The organism is Paraburkholderia lebeckiae, assembly GCF_050436225.1.
Classification (GTDB): Bacteria; Pseudomonadota; Gammaproteobacteria; order Burkholderiales; family Burkholderiaceae; genus Paraburkholderia; species Paraburkholderia tuberum.
In genome coordinates this window covers 3,011,949-3,035,384 of record NZ_JBNDLU010000002.1, presented here as the reverse complement: position 1 = coordinate 3,035,384, position 23,436 = coordinate 3,011,949, and the positions used below count along the sequence as shown (strand labels likewise).

The window sequence follows — 23,436 nt, the reverse complement described above, 5'->3', positions numbered from 1 at the left end:
CATGGCGATCCGGGGACTCCTATGGCTCGCGGCGCTGTTCGCCGTCGCGGTCGTGCTCGCGGTGGGCGGGCGCTTCGACGCTGGGCAAGTGCTGCTGATCTATCCGCCGTACCGCGTCGACATGTCGCTGAATCTGTTCGTCGTCGGGCTAGTGGTGCTGTTCATCCTGCTCTATGCGCTGTTGCGCATCGTCCGCAATGTCTGGCGCATGCCGCAGCGCGTCGCCGCGTACCGCGCACGCGCGCGTGTCGCGAAGGCGCATGCGGCGTTGCGCGACGCGATCGGCAACCTGTACGCGGGGCGTTTCTCGCGCGCGGAAAAGGCCGCCAAGGACGCGCTCACGAATGGCGACAACAAGGGCGCGGCCGGTTTGATCGCGGCGACCGCCGCGCATCGCATGCATGAGTACGCGCGGCGCGACGAATGGCTCGCGCAGATCGACGAAGCCGACTGGCAGGACGCGCGCCTGATGGCCACCGCCGACATGCGCGCCGACGGCCGCGACGCCGACGGCGCGCTCAATGCGCTGACCGAGATGCAATCGCAGGGCGCGCGGCGCATTCACGCGCAGCAAATCATGCTGCGCGCGCAGCAGCAGCTGAAGAACTGGGGCGAAGTGCTGAAGCTCGTGAAGACGCTGGAGAAGCGCGAGGCGATCCATCCGGCGGTCGCGGTGCGGCTGCGTCAACTGGCGGCGGAAAATCTGCTGCGCGATCGTCGCCACAATGCGGACGCGCTGCTCGAACTGTGGAACTCGCTGTCGGCGACCGAGCGTCATTCGCCGCGCCTCGCCGACACCGCCGCCGAACTGCTGGTCGCGCTGAACCGTCCGCAGGAGGCGCGCAAGATCGTCGAGGAGGCGCTCGCGCAGAACTGGGATGCGCGCCTGTTGCGACGCTATCCGGACACGGCCGGCGGCGATGCGTTGCCGCTGATCCAGAAGGCCGAGGCGTGGCAGAAGGATCGGCCGGAAGACGCGGACCTGATGTTCGCGCTGGGGCGCCTGTGCCTGCATCAGCAGTTGTGGGGCAAGGCGCAGTCGTTCCTCGAACGCGCGCTGAAGCTTGCCGACAACGAGACGCTGAAGATCCGCTCGCATCGCGCGCTCGCGCGTCTGCACGAGCAGTTGGGCGATACCGACAAGGCGAGCCAGCACTATCGCGAGAGTGCGTTGGCGATGAATGTGACGTGAGTTCGGCGCTTTCGGCCATGCGCTGAAGCGCGCAAGCCCCGCAAACCGCTACCTGATGGCCGCAGCCCCGCGCTGCGGCCATTTGTTTTTCCGGCGTCCCGCCGGCCGAGCGTGCGCTGGACTCGCGCGCAATTCGCAGATCCCCAGCTCGAATCGTCGGGACTGCGCTTTGCTTCACCACCTCACTGGATGCGCAACCTCGGAGGTGTTCAAAGTGGCCAGCGACGCTGTGACGGTGCAAACCGGGACCCGCAGCGGCGACGTCGAGCGCAAGGGCGTCGTCGTCATTACAGGGGCAAGTGCCGGCGTGGGGCGCGCGAGCGCGTCCGAATTTGCGCGGCAGGGCTATGACGTTGGGCTCATCGCGCGCGAACCGCGACGGCTCGCTCGTGCCGCCGAGGAGATCGCCGCGACCTATGGCGTGCGCGCACTCGCCATTGCGGCCGATGTCGCCGATGCCGACGCGATCGAGCGCGCCGCGCAGCGTGTGAAGCGCGAGTGGGGCGGCATCGACGTCTGGGTCAACGTCGCGATGGCGACCGCGTTTGCGCCGGTGTCGGCGCTCAGCGCGCGCGATGTCGAACGCGGCACGCAGGTGACCTATCTGGGGCAGGTCAACGGCATGCTGGCGGCGCTCCCCGTGATGCGCGCGCGCGGGCACGGGACGATCGTCAATGTCGGCTCGGCGCTCGGGTACCGGTCGGTGCCGTTGCAGTCGATCTATTGCGGCGCGAAGTTTGCCGTGCGCGGCTTCACCGATTCGTTGCGTTCCGAGTTGCTGCACGACGGAGTCGATATCCATCTGACGATGGTCGATCTGCCCGCGGTCAATACGCCGCAATTCGACTGGGCGCTCAATCGCACGGGGCGCAAGGCGCGGCCGGTGGCGCCGGTGTTTCAGCCGGAAGTGGCGGCACGGGCGATCTACTTTGCGGCCACCCATCGGCGGCGGCAGGTGTGGGTCGGGTGGTCGACGGTCAAGGCGATCCTCGCGAACCGGATCGCGCCGACGCTGCTCGACCGCTATCTCGCGCGTGCGGGTTACGACGGGCAATTGACCGATGAACCGTTGCCCGCCGATGCGCCCGCGAATCTCTACGAGCCGGTGCCGGGCCACTACACTTCGCATGGTCGCTTCGATGATGAAGCGCGTGCGTACTGCTGGCAGATGTTCACCGATCGGCATCGCCATGCGGTGTACGGCGCGGCAGTGATGGCGCTGGCCGGGGGCGTCGCGTGGCTGCTGAGGCGCCAGCGGTCCTGATGCGCGGCCGGTCGGCCTCATCCCTGTCGCCGACGGAATGTCTGGACTATCCTTCGAATGACGGTACCGTCCACAAACCGTGGTGCGGCGTCCTCGACTACGGACATTCCAAAAATGGAAGCGGACAGGCCAGTTCCTCGCAAAGAACAGACTGCTGTAAGCAGCGCACACCGCTGGATGCGCTGGCTGCCGGGACTGACGGTGCTCAAGGCGTACCGGCTGAGCTGGCTGCCGAACGATCTGACGGCGGGACTGGTGCTGACCACGATGCTGGTGCCGGTTGGGATCGCTTACGCGGAGGCGTCCGGCGTCCCTGGCGTGTACGGCCTCTACGCGACGATCGTTCCGCTGTTGGCGTATGCGCTGTTCGGTCCGAGCCGGATTCTCGTGCTCGGTCCCGACTCCGCGCTCGCCGCTCCGATTCTGGCGGTCGTCGTGCAAATCGCTGCGGGCGACCCGTCGCGCGCGATCGCGGCGGCCAGCATGATGGCGATCGTGTCCGGCCTGTTCTGTATCGTGATGGGCTTGCTGCGGCTGGGATTCATCACTGAATTGTTGTCGAAACCCATTCGCTACGGCTATATGAACGGCATTGCGCTCGCCGTGCTGATCAGTCAGCTGCCCAAACTGTTTGCCATCTCGATCGAAGAGCGCGGGCCATTGCGGGACATCGTGAGCCTCGTGCAGGCCATCGCCGATGGCAAATCCAACTGGTATAGCTTCGCGGTGGGCGCTGGAAGCCTCGTGCTGATCCTGTTTCTCAAGCGCTTCGAAAAGCTGCCGGGCATCCTGATCGCCGTGATCGTTGCGACGTTGTGTGTAACCGCATTGCACCTCGATAGCATTGGTGTGAAGGTGCTCGGCAAGATTCCTCAAGGCCTGCCGACCTTTGCGCTGCCGTGGGTCACCGACGCCGATCTGGTCAAGATACTGCTCGGCGGCTGCGCGGTCGCGCTGATCTCGTTCGCGGATACCAGCGTGCTGTCGCGAACTTTTGCGGCACGTTTTCGCAGCCGCGTCGACCCCAATCAGGAGATGGTCGGGCTCGGCGCGGCCAATCTCGCGGCCGGCCTGTTCCACGGCTTCCCGATCAGCAGCAGTTCGTCGCGCACGCCGGTCGCCGAGGCGGCGGGTGCGAAGACGCAACTGACGGGCGTCGTCGGCGCGCTGGCGGTCGCGGCGCTGCTGATGGCCGCGCCCAATCTGATGCGCTACCTGCCCAACAGTGCGCTCGCCGCGGTCGTCATCGCGGCGGCGATCGGTCTGTTCGAGATCACGGACCTGAAGCGGATTTTCCGCATCCAGCAATGGGAGTTCTGGCTGTCGATGGCCTGCTTTGCCGGCGTCGCGGTGTTCGGTGCGATTCCCGGCATCTGCTTCGCGGTGGTGATCGCGGTCATCGAATTTCTGTGGGACGGCTGGCGACCGCACTACGCGGTGCTCGGTCGCGTCGAAGGTTTGCGCGGCTATCACGACTTGCAGCGCTATCCGCATGCCCAGCGAATCCCCGGGCTCGTGCTGTTTCGCTGGGATGCACCGCTGTTCTTTGCGAATGCCGAGCAGTTTCAGGAGCGCCTGCAGGAAGCCGTCGCCGAATCGCCGGCACCGGTGCGGCGTGTGGTGGTGGCGGCCGAACCGGTGACGAGCGTGGACGTCACCTCCGCCGACATGCTGCGGGAACTGACGCGCACGCTCGACGAGCGCGGGATCGCGCTGCACTTCGCAGAGATGAAGGATCCGGTTCGCGACAAGCTCAGACGCTTCGAGTTGACCGATCTGATTGGCGATGCGTGCTTTCATCCGACCGTGAGCAGTGCGGTTGATAACTATGTCGAGGGGGTTGGGAAGGAATAGTATTCAGACTTGGAGCTGGGTCACCGGAGAGCCGGCATGCGCCGTCCATAGACGACGCGCCCTTCGCTTAGAAGAACCCCAGCGCTTCCGCCTGATAGCTGACCAGCAGACACTTCGTCTGCTGATAGTTCGACAACGCCATCTTGTGTGTTTCGCGCCCGATCCCCGACTGCTTGTAGCCACCGAAGGCCGCATGCGCCGGATACAGGTGATAGCAGTTGGTCCACACGCGTCCCGCCTCGATCTCGCGTCCCATCTTGTAAGCGCGGGTACCGTCGCGAGTCCACACGCCCGCGCCCAGGCCATAGTACGTGTCGTTCGCGAGTTCGATCGCTTGCTGTTCGTCCTTGAACGTCATCACCGAAGCGACCGGCCCGAAGATCTCCTCCTGGAACACACGCATATCGTTGTTGCCGAACAGCATCGTCGGCTTCACGTAGAAACCTTCGCCGAGGCCGGCGCCAGGCGTTGCGCGCTCGCCGCCGACGAGACACCGCGCCCCTTCGTCCCGGCCGATGTCGATATACGACAGGATCTTGTCGAGCTGCTGCTGCGATGCCTGCGCACCGATCATCGTTTCGAGGTTCAACGGATGGCCGGCCTTGATGCGTTCCACCCGGGCGATCGCCTTCTCGATGAAGCGCTCGTAAATCGACTCCTGAACCAGCACGCGCGACGGGCACGTGCACACTTCGCCCTGATTCAGCGCGAACATCGCGAGACCTTCGAGCGCCTTGTCGAGGAACGCGTCGTCGCGATCGAGCACGTCGGCGAAAAAGATGTTCGGGCTCTTGCCGCCGAGTTCGACCGTCGACGGGATCAGGTTGTCCGCGGCTGCGTGCAGGATGCGCTTGCCGACCGGCGTCGAGCCGGTGAACGCGATCTTCGCGATGCGCTTGCTGGTGGCGAGCGCTTCGCCCGCTTCCTTGCCGAAGCCGTTGACGATGTTGATGACCCCGGGAGGGAACAGGTCGCCGATCAGTTCGACCAGCACGAGTACCGAAGCAGGCGTCTGCTCGGCGGGCTTCATCACGACGCAGCAGCCGGCCGCGAGCGCGGGCGCGAGCTTCCATGCCGCCATCAGCAGCGGAAAATTCCACGGGATGATCTGACCGACCACCCCAGCCGGCTCGTGAAAGTGATAAGCGACCGTGTTGTCGTCGATCTCCGAGATGCCGCCTTCCTGCGCGCGGATGCAGCCCGCGAAATAGCGGAAATGATCGACGGCGAGCGGCAGGTCCGCGGCCATCGTTTCGCGCAGCGGCTTGCCGTTGTCGATCGTCTCGGCGACCGCGAGCAGCTTCAGGTTCTTCTCCATGCGCTCGGCCACCGCCAGCAGCAGGTTCGCGCGCTCTGTCACCGAGGTCTTCGCCCATTTGCGGCGCGCTGCGTGCGCGGCGTCGATGGCGAGGTCGATATCGGCAGCGCTCGAGCGAGGCACGCGACAAAACGGCTGCCCGTTGATCGGCGACACGTTGTCGAAATAGTCGCCGCCGACCGGCGGTACCCACTTGCCGCCGATGTAGTTTTCGTAACGCTGGCGATAGGGATACTCGATGTCGATGCCGAGGGCTTTCAGGTCAAATGGATTCATCACTTGTCTCCGTTTTGTGATGTTGATCGGGTGACTGCGCGGGACCACATCAGGCACGAACCGTACCAATGCATCGAAGTGGGATATTTCAGGGATTACGGTGAGCTGCATGGCGGAAGTGTTCCGTTTCGGAACAGTTGCGCGGGCAGCGGGTGTTCAGAAACGCCGCAGATTCGGCCGACGCTGACGCAGATCAAGGATGCGGGCCCGCGCGAGGTCGCCGCACGCGTCGGGCGGAATGACAAAGGGAGTATTCTGTTGACACGCATCGAAGCGTCCGGCACGACCTGGGCGCATTCAGGAGGAGACAATGCGCGACGACGTTCATCCGCTCGGCGTGGCGGCGGCTAACCGCTCCAAAGGTTGGCCCGCACCGGCGATCCAGAAAGCCCACGAACGCTCCGAGACGTTCGGCCTGCGCGCATCGATCCGGCCGGATTACGACATCCTGTCCGACAAGGGACTCGCGCTGAAGCGCGAACAGAACCAGGTGCTGTGCGCGCATGCGATGCCGGTCATGGAGACGCTGCGCGAGCAGATCGTCAATACGCAAAGCATGATCGTGCTGACCAACGCCGAAGGGTTGATCCTGCATTCGATCGGCGACGACGACTTTCTGCATCGCGCGGAAAAAGTGGCGCTGCGGCCTGGCGCGAACTGGGCCGAGGATCGTCAGGGGACCAACGCGATCGGTACCTCGCTGGCCGAGGGGTGTGCGATGGTCGTTCATGGCGATCAGCACTATCTGGCGGCAAACCGCTTCCTGACCTGTTCGAGCGTGCCGATTCTCGATCCGTACGGCGATCTGACCGGCGTGCTCGACGTGACGGGCGACCACCGCAGCTATCACCAGCACACGATGGCGCTCGCGAAGATGTCGGTGCAGATGATCGAAAACCATCTGTTCTCGACAGCGTTTCGCGACGTGCTGCAAGTGTCTTTCCACGGACGGCCGGAATTTCTCGGCACGCTGATGGAAGGGATCATTGCGTTTACCGATGATGGTCGCTTTCTGTCCGCCAATCGGAGTGCGCAGTTTCAGTTGGGCTTTTCGCTCGCTGCGTTGCGCGCGCATACGCTGTCGTCGCTGTTTCAGATCTCGTATGCGCAATTGATCGACCGGTTGACGCATGGCGTCGCGCCGCATCTGCTGCTGAATTTGCACAACGGTGCGGTGGTTTGCGCGCGCGGGCAGTTCAGGCGGTCGTCGTTTGGGCTGGGGCGTGGGGCCGTCGATGTGCAGGGTGCTGTCGCGCCGCGACCGGTGTGTGCGAATGCGCGTCAACCGGCTGCGGGACTGTCGCGGCTCGGCGATCTCGATACTGGCGATGCCCGTGTGTCCGCACTGATCGCGAAGGTTCACAGGGTGCTCGGCAAGGATATTCCGATTCTGATCACCGGCGAGACCGGTACCGGCAAGGAGTTGCTCGCGCAAGCGATTCATAACGATTCGCCGCGAGGTGATGGGCCGTTTGTGGCGGTTAACTGTGCTTCGATTCCGGAGTCGCTGATCGAATCCGAGCTATTCGGGTATGAAGAGGGAGCGTTTACCGGCGCGCGGCGTAAAGGGGCGATCGGCAAGCTGATGCAGGCGCATGGAGGCACGCTGTTTCTCGATGAGATTGGGGATATGCCGCATTCGTTGCAGGTGCGGTTGCTGCGTGTTTTGCAGGAGCGGGTTGTGACGCCGCTTGGGGCGACGCGGGCGGTTCCTGTTGATGTCGCCATTATTTGCGCGACACACCGCAACTTGCGCGAGATGATTGCGCAGAACCAGTTTCGCGAGGATCTTTACTATCGGATCAACGGGCTTGCGGTTCGGTTGCCGGCGTTGCGTGAGCGGAGCGATCTCGCGGTCGTCGTTCAAAAGATGTTGCTGTGGGAATCAGTCGAAAGCGGGGGGCGGCAGGCGCTCAGCGTTTCGGCTGATGTGATGGCGGCGTTCGGGCGACATGCGTGGCCGGGTAACTGTCGGCAGCTGGCTAATCTGCTGCGCACTGCGGCGGCGATGGTGGAGGAGGATGGGGTGATTCGGTGGGAGCATTTGCCGGATGATTTTCTGGATGATGTGGGGGGCGCGGGTTGCGGCGATGGCGAGCTTGGACAGGGGGACTCTGCTGCGTCGGCCGCTTCGAGCTCTGCAGCCCTTTCGGCCGGTTCGGCTGCGAATGCGCCTGCTGCTGGCGATGCGTCGCTGCCCGACGGTGCTCGGCTGCAGGATGTTGCCACCTCTGTGGTTGCGATGACGCTGGCGCGCTATGGCGGAAACGTGTCTGCCGCGGCGCGTGCGCTCGGGGTCTCGCGGAACACTATCTATCGCAGGATGCCGGCTGTGCAGCCGGGGCGGGTGGCGGAACAGGATTGATGCGGGAGTTTGCGCAGGACCAGTCGATAATGGCCGCGGTGACCGGCCATTGTTTTCTCTATGAGTCGACTTGCTTGCGTGCGGTCCACAGTAGTCGAAGCACTTTTCATTTTCACGACTCTACCGGCGGCGCGCACCGCACGCGGATCGCTTGCAGGCGCGTGACGCATCCGTGGCCCGTTGGAGCGGGTGATGCCAACGCGTCCCGGCGAGCTACTACTGCTTGCAAATCTCACCGGCATCGCCGCAATGACCGGTCTGCTTCCGAAATCCCGAGCGGTAACGCCGCCGCTGTCGCAAACTGCAGCGGTGGCCGCGCAGCCAGCCAGCACGCCGCTCGACTCGGCTCAACCGTATGCGGAGCAACAAGGCACGCGGACCAACACGGTGAGCGAACCCCATGTTCATCACCACCATAGCAGTGCGTCGTCGCCAGCGCCCAGGTACGCGCACGACGATATTTACCGTAATGCCACCCAGCCGCCACCTCGACCCGTTGCCGTCGACCCTAATGCAGGTGAAGTTGTCGCGGTCAACGCAGTCCAAACGCAAGAGCCGACCACCGGGCTCGGCGCAGTAGGCGGTTCGGTGGCAGGCGGGCTGCTGGGCAATCAGGTTGGGCAAGGGATGAAGCGCACCTTCATTTTGTGTATTGCAGGCGTTTCCGCAGCGTGCACTTCGGGCGCGGCGCTGGCTTATGTAGACCTTGGTGTTTACCTTGGCGCGCCGGGGCCAGTTTATGTCGCGCCGCCCCCAGTGGTCTATGAGGCGCCACCAGTGACTTACGTGCCTGCTCCGGCCTATGGCTACGGGTATGGCTATGGGTACGAATACAATGACGACCGTGACAGGCACTGGCACCATGACCATGGTTGGCACAGGGCTGGGAGCACCATCATCGTCACGGGGACGATGACGAATAACCTGGCACTGCACCCAATTCGCGATATCGCAGCATTGTTCTGATGACGCCGAAACCTCGTTCCGAAGGCCGCCGTTCCCTGCGGCAGCGGCAGCTTTGCGGCACCAGAACTGAATGGGTACAACCGGCCAGGTGCAGCCGTTCGCCGTCGCTGCAACACGGTCATTCGACCGGTTGAATCCGCCATCAAACTGCTGACTTTCAAAGTCGGATCCTGCTGGACCGGCCATCGGCCAGAGTGGGCCATTCGGACAGTCCTACGGACCGCCCTTGGTGCCATTGAGCGCTGCAAGGTCCGAGCCTGCAGGCGCCCACGATATCGCTTGCTCCGGCTTGTGCGACGTAAATAGTGGTTCGATCAGTGCCCACAGTTTGTCATCGATGACGGGTGCTGGCATTCCTTGGTCCGTTGTTCAGACATCCAAGGTCAGCCGTTATGCGGAAAGTAATCCGCCCTCCGCGGTTCTTTTTTGAACTGACCTTTAATTGACTCTCTTCTATTGATACCTTCCGCAGGTTATAGAAGAGCGCATGCGGCCCGTGTTGTCGCGTCGAAAAAATTTCGCCGCAACGGCTGTGCAGCGTTAGCAATTCGCGTTGTTCTCCACGATCATGCGCTCGCTGCTTTCCACGGCGTAGTGACGCGAACAACCCGCTGAACTGTTCCCCGTCACCGACATAGATTTGCACCGGTATAGATCGATGTCGGTCTTACAGTCTCGCAAGAAATTTCCCGAGATGACGCCGCCAACCCGGCCCTCCACCGCGATGCCGACTGCATCTGGTCCGTTGAAGCCTTCCACGATATTGCCGACCAATACGGCCGCGCTTGTGTTCGAGCGAAGATCGATGCCGTTGCGCGGGCTGTTCTGGCCAATTACCGTATTGCCGTTCACGACCGGATCGGCGACGTCATAGCAGCTAATTCCAAAGTCTCCCATTGCTCGAAGACTGTTATTACTGATGGTGGGGTAATCCTGGCTTTGCGCCCAGATGCCGATCACATGCCCAGCAGCAAGGCAGGACACACTGTTATCTGTAACAGTGATGCCTTGACCCCGGTCGTGCCAGGTGAAAGTCAGATCAAGCGAACCCGCCTTGATAGACTGGCTCGCGACCACGGCGGCGCCAGCAACGCTCAGCACATACGTAAGAGGTGGAACACCTGTGCCGCTGATGCGCTGCCCGATCTGGATAGCGGGATTAGCTGTGGCGAGCGTGATATTCGGCGTGCCGTTTGCCGTGGCCTGCTGCTTGGGCAAGACCGCGACCGAGTCCGGATTCAGTCCTTGCAGGGAAATGGCTGCGTCGGCCGAGCCTTGAGTCAAATCCACGGTATTGCCGGAAATGATGCATTGAATTGCGCCGCCATACACCTGGATTCCAGCCCGAATCGGCGCATAACTGGAACCTGACCGGTCACTAGCCGGACGGCTGACTATCACGGCGTTACCCATCACCGTGCATGAACGCGAGCGAACCACCGCGATACCCCACCACGTCGAGCCTTCACACGTATTGCCTGTGATCGCGGTATTGTTGACGTTCTCTGTCACCACGCCTCTGCGAAACGCGCCTCGCACCACGTTGCCAACGATCGTGCACTGGTTATCTTGCAGTGGAAACGAGTACGCATGGTATTCCGCCAGCCCCTCGACATGAATGCCTGTGCGACAATCCTGTCCCGCCTTGGCCGTCACGAGGTTGCCGGTCACGGTGGCACAGCAGCCCCAGATTGTGATGCCGTCTCCCCGATCTTCGCCGTACTCGGATTGGGTGTCGGCCGGTCCTCCTCCTGCTCCGATGCAATCCAAGATCTTGTTGTTGGCAATGGTGAAGTCATGGTATTCCCCGTCCGACTCAACCTGTATGCCGTTCTGAAACTGGAAAATAGTCGAATGCGTCACGCTTCCAATATTTGCCCGGAACAAGATACCCACATTTCTATTGCCTGTTCGTTCCTGAAGAAGATTGGGATTGGTGATAAACACGCCGTCGAAGTCACAACCGCTTGCGTTCACGGTGATCGCCGCGGCGTTCGCAATGCCGGCTGTGAACCGCAGTTCGCCGCCGCCCGAAAGGCGAATTCTCTTATTTACACTGAGTGGCCCAGTCAGATTGAAAACACAATTCTCCGGGACGATGAGCGCGGAAGCGGCAATGTCGAGTGCGGCCTGAAACTCGCGCGTGTGATCCAGCAACGGCTTCCCGGATAATGCATCCTTGCACACTCTCGACGACATGCAATCGAGCAGATTGACCGCCTGGTGTTTGTCTTCTCGTTGCGCCGTCAATGTTGCACCCGTGGCGGCCGCGCATCCTCCGATCACAGCGCCGGCACCTGTCGCAAGCCTTGCTAGAAAGTTGCGTCTTGGTTCGCTCATTGAGAAGTTGCTATTAGAAGGTTTTGATCGGAGCCTTGCGACAATGCCAGTTTCCTAAGAAGCCCTAACGCAATGAAATTTGTAGTTGTCGCCAAATGGTTGACACAGGAGGCGATTTTCATGAATGGCTCATGCATGAGAACGAGGCGTTCGAACCGGACGCGAAAACGCCGGAAGTTGTGCAACCAGGCAACGGTACGCTCGACGACCCATCGGGTCTTGCCGAGGCCGCTGCCGCGCGGTTCGCCACGGCGGGCAATGTGCGTGGCAATGCCAGCGGCATGTAGCGGGCGACGGAACTTGTCGTGATCGTAGCCGCGATCGGTCTGCCCAACCTTGGGTTTTGACAGCGGCCGGCCGCGCTTGCCGTGAATCAGGGGAATGGCCTCGACGAGCAGCAGCAGTTGAATCACGTCGTTGCGATTCGCGCTCGTGAGGATCAACGCGAGTGGGATGCCCTGCGCTTCCGTGATGAGATGGTGCTTCGAACCGCTGAGATCCGGTCCTGCTTTTGACCTGATCCAACCGCACAAATGGAGGATCAATAGATGACAGTATGTGACCAGTCGATGCGATCGGCTGACCGGAGTTTGGCCAGTGGCACCTCGTACAACCGGTCCCAAACGTCGGCTTGCTGCCAGTCGCACAGTCTGCGCCAGCAACTCATGCCGGAGAAGCAGCCCATTTCCTGAGGAAGTATTTCCAACGGAATACCCGCCTGCAGCACGAATAGTATGCCGGTCAATACGGCCCGGTCGTCCAGCGGCTTGCACCCCGGGTACCGGGTTCGTCGTGGCTTCGGTCGTGGCAGAAGAGGTTCGATCAGGGACCACAATTCGTCATCGAGTATTGGTTTAGCCGTGGCCTCCTCGTTGCCGAAACAATGAAGGGGGTAACAGAGCCGACTACGGGTTAACGACCCTTCGACTCATTTCGTTAGAGATTTTGAGTCCGCGAAGGCGAAGTATCAGATAAAGGATGATGGGTGAAATCGGCGACAGGTGCTTGAGATATGACCCATAGTCCGGTTCGAACAAGGCCTGAGTGGCGATGAAACTGAAGAGGAAACAGAAACACAGCCTATCGAATTGCATCGCGGGAAAGAGTGCAATCACCAGGCGATAGCGATTGAAAAGCATGACGAAGGTAAGAAACACGCCAATGCCGCCAGCAGTCTGGAGTGGCGACCCGGACGTTATCAACCTTAGTGGCACGAAAAAGGTAGTCCATGTGAGCACAACATTCACGATGCCGATAATCATTCCGTCGCCGTTGAAGAAAGGCTGGATGATTGAGCTGGCGTCATTCTCATCGCGGTATTGGTTGACGGCCTGGCGCGCAAATTCAATCGATTGACCATAGACATTGGCAAACACCACGGACACCACTGCGAACAGCAAGAGTCCCATGAACAGAAGAGCGACTGGCCGCCTCATAAATGGCGGCGCGAAATACAAGACGAACGTCGCGCATAAGGTAATGGCCCAATACGATCGGAAATAAACTGCCACAAGCATCGCGCCAATGGCGAAGATGGGCATCACCGCTCGGGAGCCGTGCAGGCTGAATACCACGAGCATCAGAAGCGCAATGACAATCTCCTTGGAAGGCAGACCGACATACACAGTCTGATTGACAAGCCAGAAAGCGACAAGAACCATTTCGATAACGGTAAGGGACTCAACTCGTGCCCTCCAAACCGCGATGGTCAAACTGAGGACCGAGGCGGCGAAGCCAATCAGCGTTATCCCAGGATTGGTCAAGCTGAAATACTTGAAGATCCACGCCAGGTTGTCGAACGAATCTCCGTACGCCTCAACTTTTGTCACGGTCTTCATCCGGTCGCTGATAACGAGCTCGTCGAGCAGAAATTTCGCAGGCAGCACCGAGTCGTGGGCCGTTGCCACAATGCATAGCACAAGCAACACGACGCACCACGTAGCCGCCGAGAGGTCCGGTGTAGCATGACCGCCGATAAGACTGGGCACCTTGACGATTCTCATGGATGGTTCCTAACGCCGCACCGACGCTAAATGGGATATCGGCTGTGAAATTCGGTTTGAACGTCCGCTCAGCGTGGTCCGTATCGTCTGTCAGATCTCACCGCGAGAGATGCGCAGGCAATTGTCAGCTTGATGCCCCATTTCGATCAACCGTCAGGCCCAATGCTGTGATCCGCTGCACGACTCCATGCCGACAAGGCAGGATTTGCGGTTGGTAAAGTATTCGAGAAACGCCGCTCGCTTGACCGGCCGGTTCACGATTTCGCCGCTCTCGGGATCCACCCAGTGAACCTGCATTACATTCTTTGCGATGTCCACACCCACGATCGTATATGCCATGACAGACCCCCGGTTCGGTTGAGCAGATGAATATGATCAACCACTTCTCAATACGGTAGAAATCCGCATAGCAGTGGATCGCTCACACGGACCGACTGGGTGGGGGCGTTCATATCATTCAAAACAATGCAATCGGCGGGATGCTATTTGACACCCTATCAGCACATTGGCTCGAAGGGGGGCGCTTGCATGCATGCGGCCGAAAGCGACAGTGTCTTGTCGCTTTCAAAGGTAATCGTCGTGGAATTCTCATTAATGGTCCCAAAAGAGAGGTCTCGCGATGGATGCGCATGCCGGCACGCTGAAGAATATTCAAGTGGCGCGAGCTGTGGCCGCCTTAAGCGTTGTAGCCTATCACCTCGGCGCCATGCCCTTCGGACAAGTCGGCGTGGATGTTTTCTTCGTCATCAGCGGCTTCATCATGTCGTACATCGCGCCTTCGGATGGACGCGCGTTTCTCGCCAAGCGAATTGCAAGAATTGTCCCGCTATACTGGCTGCTGACCTTTGGTGTGTATGCGATCGCTGTCCTCGAGCCCCAATGGTTGAACACGACGACAGAAGGTGCCTCCTATCTCGTCAAGTCGCTTCTGTTCATTCCGTATATCAAGGAAAATGGCAACTGGGGACCACTGCTTAGAAATGGATGGACCCTAATCTACGAGATGTTCTTCTACCTAGTCGTTGCGGTATCGATTTTATGTGTCCGCGCAAAATATGCCACCTTACTCAGCAGTGTGATTCTCATTCTGGCGTGCGGTTTTGCATCGGCACACGGAACTGGAAATCTCATTGCCAACTATCTGATGCAGCCCTTGGTGCTGGAGTTCTGTCTTGGTGTCGCCTGCTACTGGATTTTCCGGAGCAATCATTTCGGCCGGATCAAACCTGCGATATGGGTTACGGTAGCGATTCTCAGCGTAATCACGATAGCCGGACTCAACGCGGTCTTCGGTGATCCAGAGGGATTCCAGCGGGTTGCAAGATATGGCATGCCAGCATTCGCTATCATCGTTTCACTTCTTGGGCTTGAACGATCGGGAGTCATATTCCGCAACCCTGTGCTAGCTCAAATGGGCGCAGCGAGCTACTCCATCTATTTGCTTCACCCCTATGCCATCGGAGCGATGGAAAAGGTCCTTCATGTTCACGCCGGTATCAGTACTGCAACGGGTGCCTTTGCTGCGCTGATTGCGATTGTCGCCGTGTGTGTTTCGGGATGGCTATGTTTCCGTTACGTTGAAGCGCCAATGCAGGGGATGCTGAAGCGCTTCCGGGTTCGAGCGCCACGAGTTAGGCCATCCGCTTGATGCTAGCCGGGCCGGCGTAACGGCCTGGGGGACGCCCACCAGAGCGGTGTATCCCCGCATGACACAGCCGGATGAGTTGCTGCACACGGTTTATGTAAAAGCCGTCATGCTTGCTGTCGTATTGGGCTTGTTCGCGATCTCTTGCCTGCTGGCGACACGAAACTACCACCTGAACGCCGCACTGTGGGTCGGATTGCCCGCCGCCGTCGAGTCGATACTGATTTACTGGCTCACTAGCGGGCGCAGGTGCACTCGTGGGGCGCCTCTTCCTGGCTGCTAGCCTGATAACATTCGCTGCGCTGCGGATTCATCAGGAACGCGGCCTGAGCAAATTGCACTTCGGATCTTTGCGCTGATGTCGTTCCTGTTGGCCTAGGTTTGCTGAAATATGTGCGCGTAGTCCAGGTGTTCAGCATTGCATTCACAGCTTACGATCTTTCGGTTGCTACCGATCAGTCGTTTAAGGCGGCGTCGGTTCGCCCCATTGAAAAAGAGGCGGTGCGACAGATGGGCGGCTGGGGAGGCGCAATAGCTGGGGCAAGAATAGGCGCAGCAGCGGGGGCCATGATTGGTGTGGAGACAGGACCGGGCGCCGTTGTGACAGGCATGATTGGCGGGATAGTTTTCGGGCAATCGGCTATCTCGGCGGAAGCTTTGCCGCCGCGCGAATGCCGGCGCATTAACCGGAGACAACGTGTTCTCACTACAGAGAATGATCGACGATATCAGCCGCAAGGGGCAAGAGTGACGGTTCGCTTCGAAGTCTAGAAACCGACAGATAAAAGCAATCGAACACGTCTTCGGGCTAGACATCGAGAACCTCAAGGCAACGTTTGTAGATGGTGGGATGCCTACGATGCCAGATGATCTGCCCGCTTATATCGCGCTTCGTGAGCTGGGCGATATTGGCGTCAACGCTTTTCTGGCGTGGTGTACTCGGGACCGTCGAGTGCTTTCGCCTGTATTGCCGCAGTCGGAAGTAAGCCGCGGCGGTCATTGAAATTTTGGCCAGGTTTGACCGCGATGTTTTTCGTCACCCATTTGACAGCAACGGACGCTGTACGTCTGTTCTGATAGGAAGTCATACGGGGCGCTCGGCCTGTTCGATCACTTGCCTCGTTGGGTCGTTCCTTTTGCACCACAATGCTTCTTCCGAAGCCTTAGCGGAAGGCCCCGTTTTTCGGGGCTTTCCGCTTGTAAGAAGAGAGGGGCCAGTAACGAGTGTCGCTAGACTCTCGCAGCAGCGATTCCGTTCACTTATCAACCATCCTCGCCGGCACACTAATAGCAAGCAAACCGCCAAGCACCATAAACGCCGCGAGCATATACATGCCTGAGTCGTTCGCCGCAGTAACCTCCTTCAACCACCCCACAGCATAAGGACTAAGGAAACCGGCAAGGTTCCCAATCGAATTAATCATCGCAATCCCGGCAGCGGCGCCGGTGCCTGCAAGAATCGCCGTAGGCAAACTCCAAAACAACGGCAGTGTAGTGAGGATGCCCATAGTAGCCAGCGTCAACCCAGTCATGGCAAGCAAGGTGTTATGCGCCCAAACGACGGAAAGCACGAGCCCCACAGCACCAAGAAACGCCGGCAACGCAATATGCCAGCGTCGTTCCCTCGACCAATCCGCACTCCGCGCCACAAAGACCATCGTCACAACAGCCGCCGCAAACGGCACCGCCGATAGCAGCCCAATCAAAAACGCATCGGTGACGCCGGTCGATTTGATAATCGTCGGCAACCAGAAGCTCACCCCATAAAGGCCCATCACAAACGAAAAGTAGGTGAGGCTCAACATCAACACCCGCCCGCTAGTGAGTACCTGCCGAATCGGCATATCGTGCTTGGTCGCTTCCTCAGCCGACACCTGACTCTCAAGCAACTGCTGCTCTTCCCGGGTGAGCCACTTGGCCTTCGAAATCCGATCATCGAGCATCACAAACACGATGATCCCAACCAACACCGACGGCACCCCTTCGAGCAGAAACAGCCACTGCCACCCGTGCCACCCGTTCACGCCATTAAAGTTCTTCAGGATATAGCCAGACACCGGCCCACCAATCACCCCCGACAACGCAATCGCGGTCATAAACCAGGTCGTCATCCGTCCACGCCGATGTGCCGGATACCAGTAGGTGAGATACAAAATAATCCCAGGAAAGAAGCCCGCCTCTGCAAGCCCGAGCAGAAAGCGCATCACATAAAACATCGTCGGCGTGGTGACGAACATCGTCAGTATGGATATCACGCCCCACGAAATCATGATCCGCGCGATCCAGACACGCGCGCCGACCTTATGCAGGATCACGTTGCTCGGCACTTCGAAGATGAAATAACCGAGGAAGAAAATCCCCGCGCCGAAGCCATACACGGTATCGCTCAAGCCAAGATCCGTGCTCATCCCCAGCTTCGCGAAGCCGACGTTCACGCGGTCCAGATACGCAACGATGTAGCAGAGCATCAATAGCGGCGCGAGCCGCCAGGTAACCTTGCGATAAGTCGCCTCTTCGAACGTCGAAGGCGGCGCGCCAGCGCCGGGATGGCGCAGCGGATTTGCAGGACTAGCCATGACAATGTCTCCTCTTTTTTATGGAATTGAAGTGCAGTCGCTGAACGATTCTATCCGCGCCAGGTCTTTTGCAGGACGAATCGATATTGGGGGAAAACACTGACTGCGCACGCTGTGCGTGCGCAGCGCTTCACCTACCGCTACACGCAGCGCCCCCCATCCACTTCGAGGCACACGCCGGTAATAAACTCCGCCTCATCCGAAGCCAGATACAGCGCCGCATTCGCAATATCCTGCGGCGTCGAAAACCGCCCGAGAGGAATCCCTGCCAGGAACTTCTGCCGGTTCTGCGGCGTATCCTCAACCCCCATGAACTCGGACAACAGCGCGGTCTCACCGATCACCGGATTCACGCAGTTCACGCGAATCCGCTCCGGCCCCAGCTCAACGGCGAGCGACTTGCTAGCGACGATCACCGCGCCCTTGCTGCCGTTGTACCAGACGAGCCCGGGCCGCGGCCGCACGCCCGCCGTCGACGCGATATTGATGAAGCTGCCGCCGCCTTGCTCGCGAAAATACGGCACGAACTCCTGCACGCTCCAGTAGATGCTCTTCACGTTCACCGCATAGACGCGGTCGAACTCGGCCTCGGTCACTTCGAGTACCGGCTTGTTGCGATGCGTGGTGCCCGCGTTGTTGACGACGATCTGCACGCTGCCGAAGTCTTGCAGCGCGGCCTCGCGCAGCGTGCGCCAGTCGTCGCGTTGCGCGACGTTGCCGGGGACGGCGATCGCCTTGCCGCCCGCAATCGCGATCTCACTCGCGACGCGTTCGGCGGCCGGCCCGTTGAGGTCGTTGACCACGACGTTCGCGCCTTCGCGCGCAAAGGTCTTTGCGATGCCTTCGCCGAAACCCGAACCGCCACCCGTGACGATGGCCGTTTTACCTGTCAACCGCATGATGTCTCCGTTGTTTGTGATGGATAGAGCGATGCGTTGTTGCGTGTAACGTGCTGCTCGCGCTGCTCGCGAGCGGGCCCTACGGCACCCGCTAGCCGTGCCGGATCGCGATCGTCTTCAGCACCGTAAAGCCATACAGCGCCTCGAAGCCTTTCTCGCGGCCATGTCCCGAATGCTTGACGCCGCCGAACGGCAATTCGACGCCGCCGCCCGCGCCATAGTTGTTGATGAACACCTGGCCCGAGCGCAACCGTCGGGCGAGGCGCATCTGGCGCGCGCCATCGCGTGTCCAGATGCCGGCGACGAGCCCGAATTGCGTGCCGTTCGCGAGCGCGAGCGCTTCGGCTTCGTCGCGGAACGACATCGCGGCGAGCACCGGACCGAACACTTCGTCGCGCGCGAGGCGGTGGCTCGCGGGCACGTCGCGCAGCAAGGTCGGGGCCTGATAGAAGCCGCTTTCGGGCGCTTCGGGAATCACCTCGCCGTGCGCGGCCATCGCGATGCCGTCGTGTTGCGCGTCCGACAGAAAGTCCCACACGCGTTGCTGCTGTTTCGCGCTGATCAGCGGTCCGCAGTCGAGGTCGGCATTCGACGGCCCGACGCGCAACGCCTGAAAGGCGCTGCTGAGTCTGTCGAGCAGCGGCTCGTAAATCGCCTGCTCGATCAGCACGCGACTGCCCGCCGAGCAGGTTTGCCCGGCGTTCTGCACGATCGCGGAGATCAGCACTGGCAGCGCGGCGTCGAGATCCGCGTCGGCGAACACGATTTGCGGCGACTTGCCGCCAAGTTCGAGCGTGACCGGCACGTGGTTTTCGGCGGCCATCTGCGTGACGAGCTTGCCGGTTTCGGGCGAGCCCGTGAACGAGATGTGATCGATGCCCGGATGACGCGCGAGCGCGGCGCCCGCTTCGTGTCCATAGCCGGTCACGATGTTCAGCGCACCGGCCGGCAAGCCGGCCTCGGCGGCGAGCTCTGCGACCCGCAGCACGGAAAGGCACGCGTCCTCGGCCGGTTTGACGACGCACGCATTGCCGGTCGCGAGCGCCGCGCCGACGCTGCGCCCGAAGATCTGCATCGGGTAATTCCACGGCACGATGTGGCCGGTCACGCCGTGCGGCTCGCGGATTGTCAGCACCGTGTAGCCGGATTGGTAGGGCAGGGTTTCGCCGTGCAGCTTGTCGGCCGCGCCGGCGTAGAACTCGAAGTAGCGGGTCAGGGCGGCGGCGTCGGCGCGCGCCTGCTTGAGCGGTTTGCCGGTGTCGCGCGCTTCGAGCTGTGCAAGGTCTTCCTGGCGCGCTGCCACCAGCAGCGACAGCCGGTACAGCACGCGGCCGCGCTCGGCGGCGCTCAGCGCGCCCCATGCGCCGTCGAACGCTGCGCGTGCGGTGTGCACGGCGGTGTCGATATCGGCCTCGGTGCCGCGCGCGATGCGCGTGAACGGCTGGCCGTCCGAGGGATCGAGTACGGCGATCGATTCGCCGCCGGAAGCGGCGCACCACTCGCCGCCGATGAAATGCCGTGCTTCTTCCATGCATGCTCCTTGATGACGTGCGGCCGGCGTGCGGCGGCGCGGGTTCGAAAGGGAGACACAAAACGGTAGAGACGCGAAGCGAGACTCGCCAGACGATTATCGCGCCGATCCGACCGCGGATGCCACCTGCCGATTGGCTATAATGGCGCATTCCGTACGGTCCGGTGCGCGGCCCCGTCGTTCGGGGCGAGAGGGTTTCATCAGGGCCCGACGTTCGCGGTTCGCACACAGTTCGCACCGCATCCGCAGCCCGTGCGCCGTTCGCCGCCTTCGATTTCCATCCCCTTCAGAGAGCGCTCATGAGCTTCAATCACGTTCCCGCAGGCAAAGACCTTCCGCAGGATTTCAACGTCATCATCGAAATCCCGGCGCAAAGCGACCCGGTGAAGTACGAAGCCGACAAGGACCTGGGCCTGCTCGTCGTCGACCGTTTCATCGGCACCGGCATGCGCTATCCGGCCAACTACGGCTTCATTCCGCAGACGCTGTCGGGCGACGGCGATCCGGTCGACGTGCTGGTAATCACGCCGTTCCCGCTGCTGGCGGGCTCGGTCGTGCGTGCCCGCGCGCTCGGCATGCTGCAGATGACCGATGAGTCGGGTGTCGACGCGAAGCTGATCGCTGTGCCGCACGACAAGATCTGCCCGATGACGGCGAACCTGAAGTCGATCGACGACGTGCCGGCGTACCTGAAGGACCAGATCAAGCACTTCTTCGAGCAATACAAGGCGCTCGAGAAGGGCAAGTGGGTGAAGGTCGAAGGCTGGGCCGACGTCGATGCTGCCCACAAGGAAATCAGCGAAGGCGTCGCGAACTACAAGAAGTAAGCGCGCCGCGGTTCATCCGCTCGCTGCGTGCAGTACGAAAACCGCGCGAGTCCGCAAGGACCGCGCGGTTTTTTCATGTGATTTGCGCGGCGTTCGTCTACCGTGCAAAGAGCGCCACGATTTTCGTCTCGCGCACATAAGCTGAACGCATTGCCGCGATGAACGGAACGCATTTTTATATTTAGGTGTAAACCCTTATCATTCGTCGCACGCCCTTGCGCGCGCGAACTCACTTCGGCACCCCCCGCGCGTTTCCATAAGCTTAACCAAACCCACTGTCCGGATGATGAACCGCAGCAAGTCCCACTCGACATCGCCGCGCTGGTCGACCCGGCTGCATTCGGTCGTCACCGCGATCTACCGCAAGCGGCCGGTCTGGATGGTGTCGTTCGCGGCGAGCGAGGCGAATCTGTCGGAGGGCTTGCGAGCAGCATGCGCGTCGACGGCGATGCTCGCGCTCGGCAACCTGCTGCACGATCCAGTGTTCGCGTGGGCCGCGATCGGCGCGTTCTGGACCTGCCTCGCCGATGCCGCCGGCTCGAACCGCGCGCGCTTCATGTCGATGATGGGCTTCGCGCTGCTGTCGACGCTGTGCGGCGGCATCGCCGCATTCGCGTCCGCCGCGAGCACCACGTTCGCCGCACTCGCGGTGCTCGCGTTCACGACGCTCGGCGCGTTCGGCCGCATCTGGGGCGCGGCCACGTCGCAGGTGACGATCCTCACGGCGACCGCCTGCGTCGTGATGGTCGATCGGCCGATGCACGACGCGCGTACCGGTGTTGCGTTTCTCGGCGTCTACCTGGTCGGCTGCCTGTTCGCGATCGTGCTGAGCTTGACGGTGTGGCGCATTCATCCATTCGGCGCGAGCCGCGCGTCGTTGCGCGCGGTGTATCTGCGCCTCGCCGATGTCGCGTTCGATAGCGCGCGGCTTGTCGGCGGACGTGCCGCGCCGCGCGAATGGGCCACGCATGCCGCGCGGTTTCGCGCCGATGCGCGCGCGGCGCTCGAACGTTCGCGCGATGCGCTGGCGAGCGTGCCCGCATCGAAAGCGGGCGGCGCGGCCGTCTACGACACGCTGCTCGGCTTGTTGACCGACGGCGAAGCGCTGTTCGCGTATCTGATCGCAGTGTCGGGCGCGGGCGCGAAAGTGCCCGACGATCCGCGCCGCACGCAACGCGCGGTGCGCTCGCTCAATGCGATCGGCGAAGTGCTCAGCGACATCGGCAGCGCGACCGGCGACGCGCGCTGGGAACGTCTCGCGGACCAGCAGGCGCGTCTGCGGCGTCTCGCGCATCGGCTCGAAAGGGCGTTGCTCGAACCGGTGAAGCTGCAATCCGGTTTCGAGCTCGTCGATTTCGCGCCGCGTGAGGTGCACGTCGAGCCGTGGAGCGCGTGCGTCGCGCGTTATACGGCGCGCGCGTGGTCGACGCTGAAGGCCAACCTGTCGTGGCAGTCGGTCGGCTTGCGCCATGCGGCGCGTGTCGGCGTGACGACGACGGCGGGCTTCGTCGTGATTCGCGCGCTCGGTCTGCCGTTCGGCTATTGGGCCACGATGGCCACGCTGCTGATCCTGCAGCCGTCGATCGCCGCGACCTGGCCGCGCAGCATCGAACGCGCGACGGGCAGTATCGTCGGCGGCGTGCTCGCGGCGGCGATCGGCTATGCGATTCATTCGCCGCTCGGTATCTCGCTCGCGGTGTTCCCGCTGGTGATGGCGACGATGGCGCTGCGCCCCGTCAGTTACAGCCTGTTCGTGCTGTTCCTGACGCCGACCTTCGTGCTGGTCGCCGACTTCGCGACGCCGGGCGCCAACCAGTTGACGTTCGCGCTGACGCGGCTCGGCAACAACGTGCTCGGTTGCGTGCTCGCGCTGCTCGCGACGTTCCTTCTATGGCCGACGCGCGAGAAGCTCGATGTGCGCGTCTATCTCGGCGACGCGGTGCGCGCGAATCTCGCGTATCTGCGCGCGTCGCTCGAAGCGCCTCGACACGGCGGCAAGGAGATCGAGCAATTGCGCCGCGCTGCGGGCCTCACCAGCAACAACGCGGAAGAAGCGATTGGCCGCGCGCGGCTCGAAAAGCTCGAGGACTCGATGGCCGATACGGTCACGCTGACGGTGCTGAGCCTGCTGCGACGGATGGCCGGCACCGCGACGCAATTGCGCCTCACCGCGAACCGTCGCGACCTGCATAGCGAACTCGACGAATGGGTCGAGGCGACGAGCGCGGCGATCGAGGCCGCGCTGAATCGCACGTTACGGCCGGTGCGGCTCGAGTTACCCGCTCGCGAGCAGTTGACGTCGCTGGAAGCAGATGTGGTGGGCGAGCTGGCGCGGGTGCATCGGCTGCTGACGGAGCGGATGCGGGAGGCGAGGGGATAG

Annotated in this window: 15 protein-coding genes and 2 pseudogenes; 8 read left to right on the top strand and 9 right to left on the bottom strand. The window is 61.6% G+C overall.

Translation table 11 applies throughout. The features are described from left to right. Nucleotide 1 precedes the first annotated feature (1 nt). From OKW45_RS28600 to OKW45_RS28590, 3 genes are all read left to right on the top strand, one after another. Nucleotides 2–1,192: a heme biosynthesis protein HemY gene (locus OKW45_RS28600; RefSeq protein ID WP_429472477.1), complete on the top strand. Its 1,191-nt coding sequence runs from the start codon at nucleotides 2–4 to the stop codon at nucleotides 1,190–1,192. Between the two features lie 235 nt (nucleotides 1,193–1,427). Continuing rightward, nucleotides 1,428–2,456, top strand: a complete 1,029-nt coding sequence (locus tag OKW45_RS28595) for an SDR family oxidoreductase (protein WP_429473380.1) — start codon at nucleotides 1,428–1,430, stop codon at nucleotides 2,454–2,456. Between the two features lie 114 nt (nucleotides 2,457–2,570). Beyond that, entirely contained in the window at nucleotides 2,571–4,310 is a 1,740-nt protein-coding gene (locus tag OKW45_RS28590) for a SulP family inorganic anion transporter (RefSeq protein WP_026225661.1), read from the top strand. 67 nt (nucleotides 4,311–4,377) lie between these two features. On the opposite strand, the gene OKW45_RS28585 is transcribed toward OKW45_RS28590, so the two are convergent. Further along, nucleotides 4,378–5,904 (bottom strand): aldehyde dehydrogenase family protein, encoded by a 1,527-nt coding sequence (locus tag OKW45_RS28585; protein WP_429472475.1) that lies wholly within the window; start codon nucleotides 5,902–5,904, stop codon nucleotides 4,378–4,380. 310 nt (nucleotides 5,905–6,214) lie between these two features. Here OKW45_RS28585 and OKW45_RS28580 point away from each other — a divergent pair, with 310 nt between their 5' ends. After that, entirely contained in the window at nucleotides 6,215–8,269 is a 2,055-nt protein-coding gene (locus OKW45_RS28580) for a sigma-54-dependent Fis family transcriptional regulator (protein ID WP_429472473.1), read from the top strand. A gap of 192 nt (nucleotides 8,270–8,461) precedes the next feature. After that, the gene (locus OKW45_RS28575) at nucleotides 8,462–9,235 is read left to right on the top strand and encodes a hypothetical protein (RefSeq protein WP_429472471.1); all 774 of its coding nucleotides are present in this window, start codon (nucleotides 8,462–8,464) and stop codon (nucleotides 9,233–9,235) included. 540 nt (nucleotides 9,236–9,775) lie between these two features. Here the strand turns inward: OKW45_RS28575 and OKW45_RS28570 are convergent. The 4 genes and pseudogenes from OKW45_RS28570 to OKW45_RS28555 all read right to left on the bottom strand — a co-directional run. After that, nucleotides 9,776–11,575 carry a NosD domain-containing protein gene (locus OKW45_RS28570; protein ID WP_429472469.1) on the bottom strand — a complete coding sequence of 600 codons (1,800 nt, stop codon included), beginning with the start codon at nucleotides 11,573–11,575 and terminating at the stop codon, nucleotides 9,776–9,778. A gap of 104 nt (nucleotides 11,576–11,679) precedes the next feature. Next, nucleotides 11,680–12,425: pseudogene (locus OKW45_RS28565) on the bottom strand (IS5 family transposase); the annotation flags it as partial. 55 nt (nucleotides 12,426–12,480) lie between these two features. Next, nucleotides 12,481–13,578, bottom strand: a complete 1,098-nt coding sequence (locus OKW45_RS28560; protein WP_429472468.1) for a hypothetical protein — start codon at nucleotides 13,576–13,578, stop codon at nucleotides 12,481–12,483. A 156-nt stretch (nucleotides 13,579–13,734) separates the two neighbouring features. Then, nucleotides 13,735–13,917 (bottom strand): annotated as a pseudogene (locus OKW45_RS28555) (IS110 family transposase); the annotation flags it as partial. Between the two features lie 280 nt (nucleotides 13,918–14,197). Here OKW45_RS28555 and OKW45_RS28550 point away from each other — a divergent pair. After that, nucleotides 14,198–15,226: an acyltransferase family protein gene (locus tag OKW45_RS28550; protein ID WP_429472466.1), complete on the top strand. Its 1,029-nt coding sequence runs from the start codon at nucleotides 14,198–14,200 to the stop codon at nucleotides 15,224–15,226. Nucleotides 15,227–16,137: 911 nt separating this feature from the next. Here the strand turns inward: OKW45_RS28550 and OKW45_RS28545 are convergent. The 4 genes from OKW45_RS28545 to OKW45_RS28530 all read right to left on the bottom strand — a co-directional run bounded on the left by OKW45_RS28545 (nucleotide 16,138) and on the right by OKW45_RS28530 (nucleotide 20,229). After that, on the bottom strand, nucleotides 16,138–16,311 hold the full coding sequence (locus OKW45_RS28545; protein ID WP_429472464.1) for a hypothetical protein: 174 nt from the start codon (nucleotides 16,309–16,311) through the stop codon (nucleotides 16,138–16,140). Nucleotides 16,312–16,479: 168 nt separating this feature from the next. Beyond that, nucleotides 16,480–17,799 carry an MFS transporter gene (locus OKW45_RS28540; RefSeq protein WP_429472462.1) on the bottom strand — a complete coding sequence of 440 codons (1,320 nt, stop codon included), beginning with the start codon at nucleotides 17,797–17,799 and terminating at the stop codon, nucleotides 16,480–16,482. Between the two features lie 140 nt (nucleotides 17,800–17,939). Next, nucleotides 17,940–18,698, bottom strand: a complete 759-nt coding sequence (locus OKW45_RS28535) for an SDR family oxidoreductase (RefSeq protein ID WP_429472460.1) — start codon at nucleotides 18,696–18,698, stop codon at nucleotides 17,940–17,942. 91 nt (nucleotides 18,699–18,789) lie between these two features. Continuing rightward, the gene (locus OKW45_RS28530; protein WP_018419765.1) at nucleotides 18,790–20,229 is read right to left on the bottom strand and encodes an aldehyde dehydrogenase family protein; all 1,440 of its coding nucleotides are present in this window, start codon (nucleotides 20,227–20,229) and stop codon (nucleotides 18,790–18,792) included. 299 nt (nucleotides 20,230–20,528) lie between these two features. On the opposite strand from OKW45_RS28530, the gene ppa reads away from it, so the two are divergent. Beyond that, a complete protein-coding gene (ppa, locus tag OKW45_RS28525) occupies nucleotides 20,529–21,056 on the top strand; it encodes an inorganic diphosphatase (protein WP_429472458.1) in 528 nt (175 codons plus the stop codon). A 283-nt stretch (nucleotides 21,057–21,339) separates the two neighbouring features. Next, complete coding sequence (locus tag OKW45_RS28520) at nucleotides 21,340–23,436, top strand: FUSC family protein (RefSeq protein WP_429472456.1); 2,097 nt, start codon at nucleotides 21,340–21,342, stop codon at nucleotides 23,434–23,436.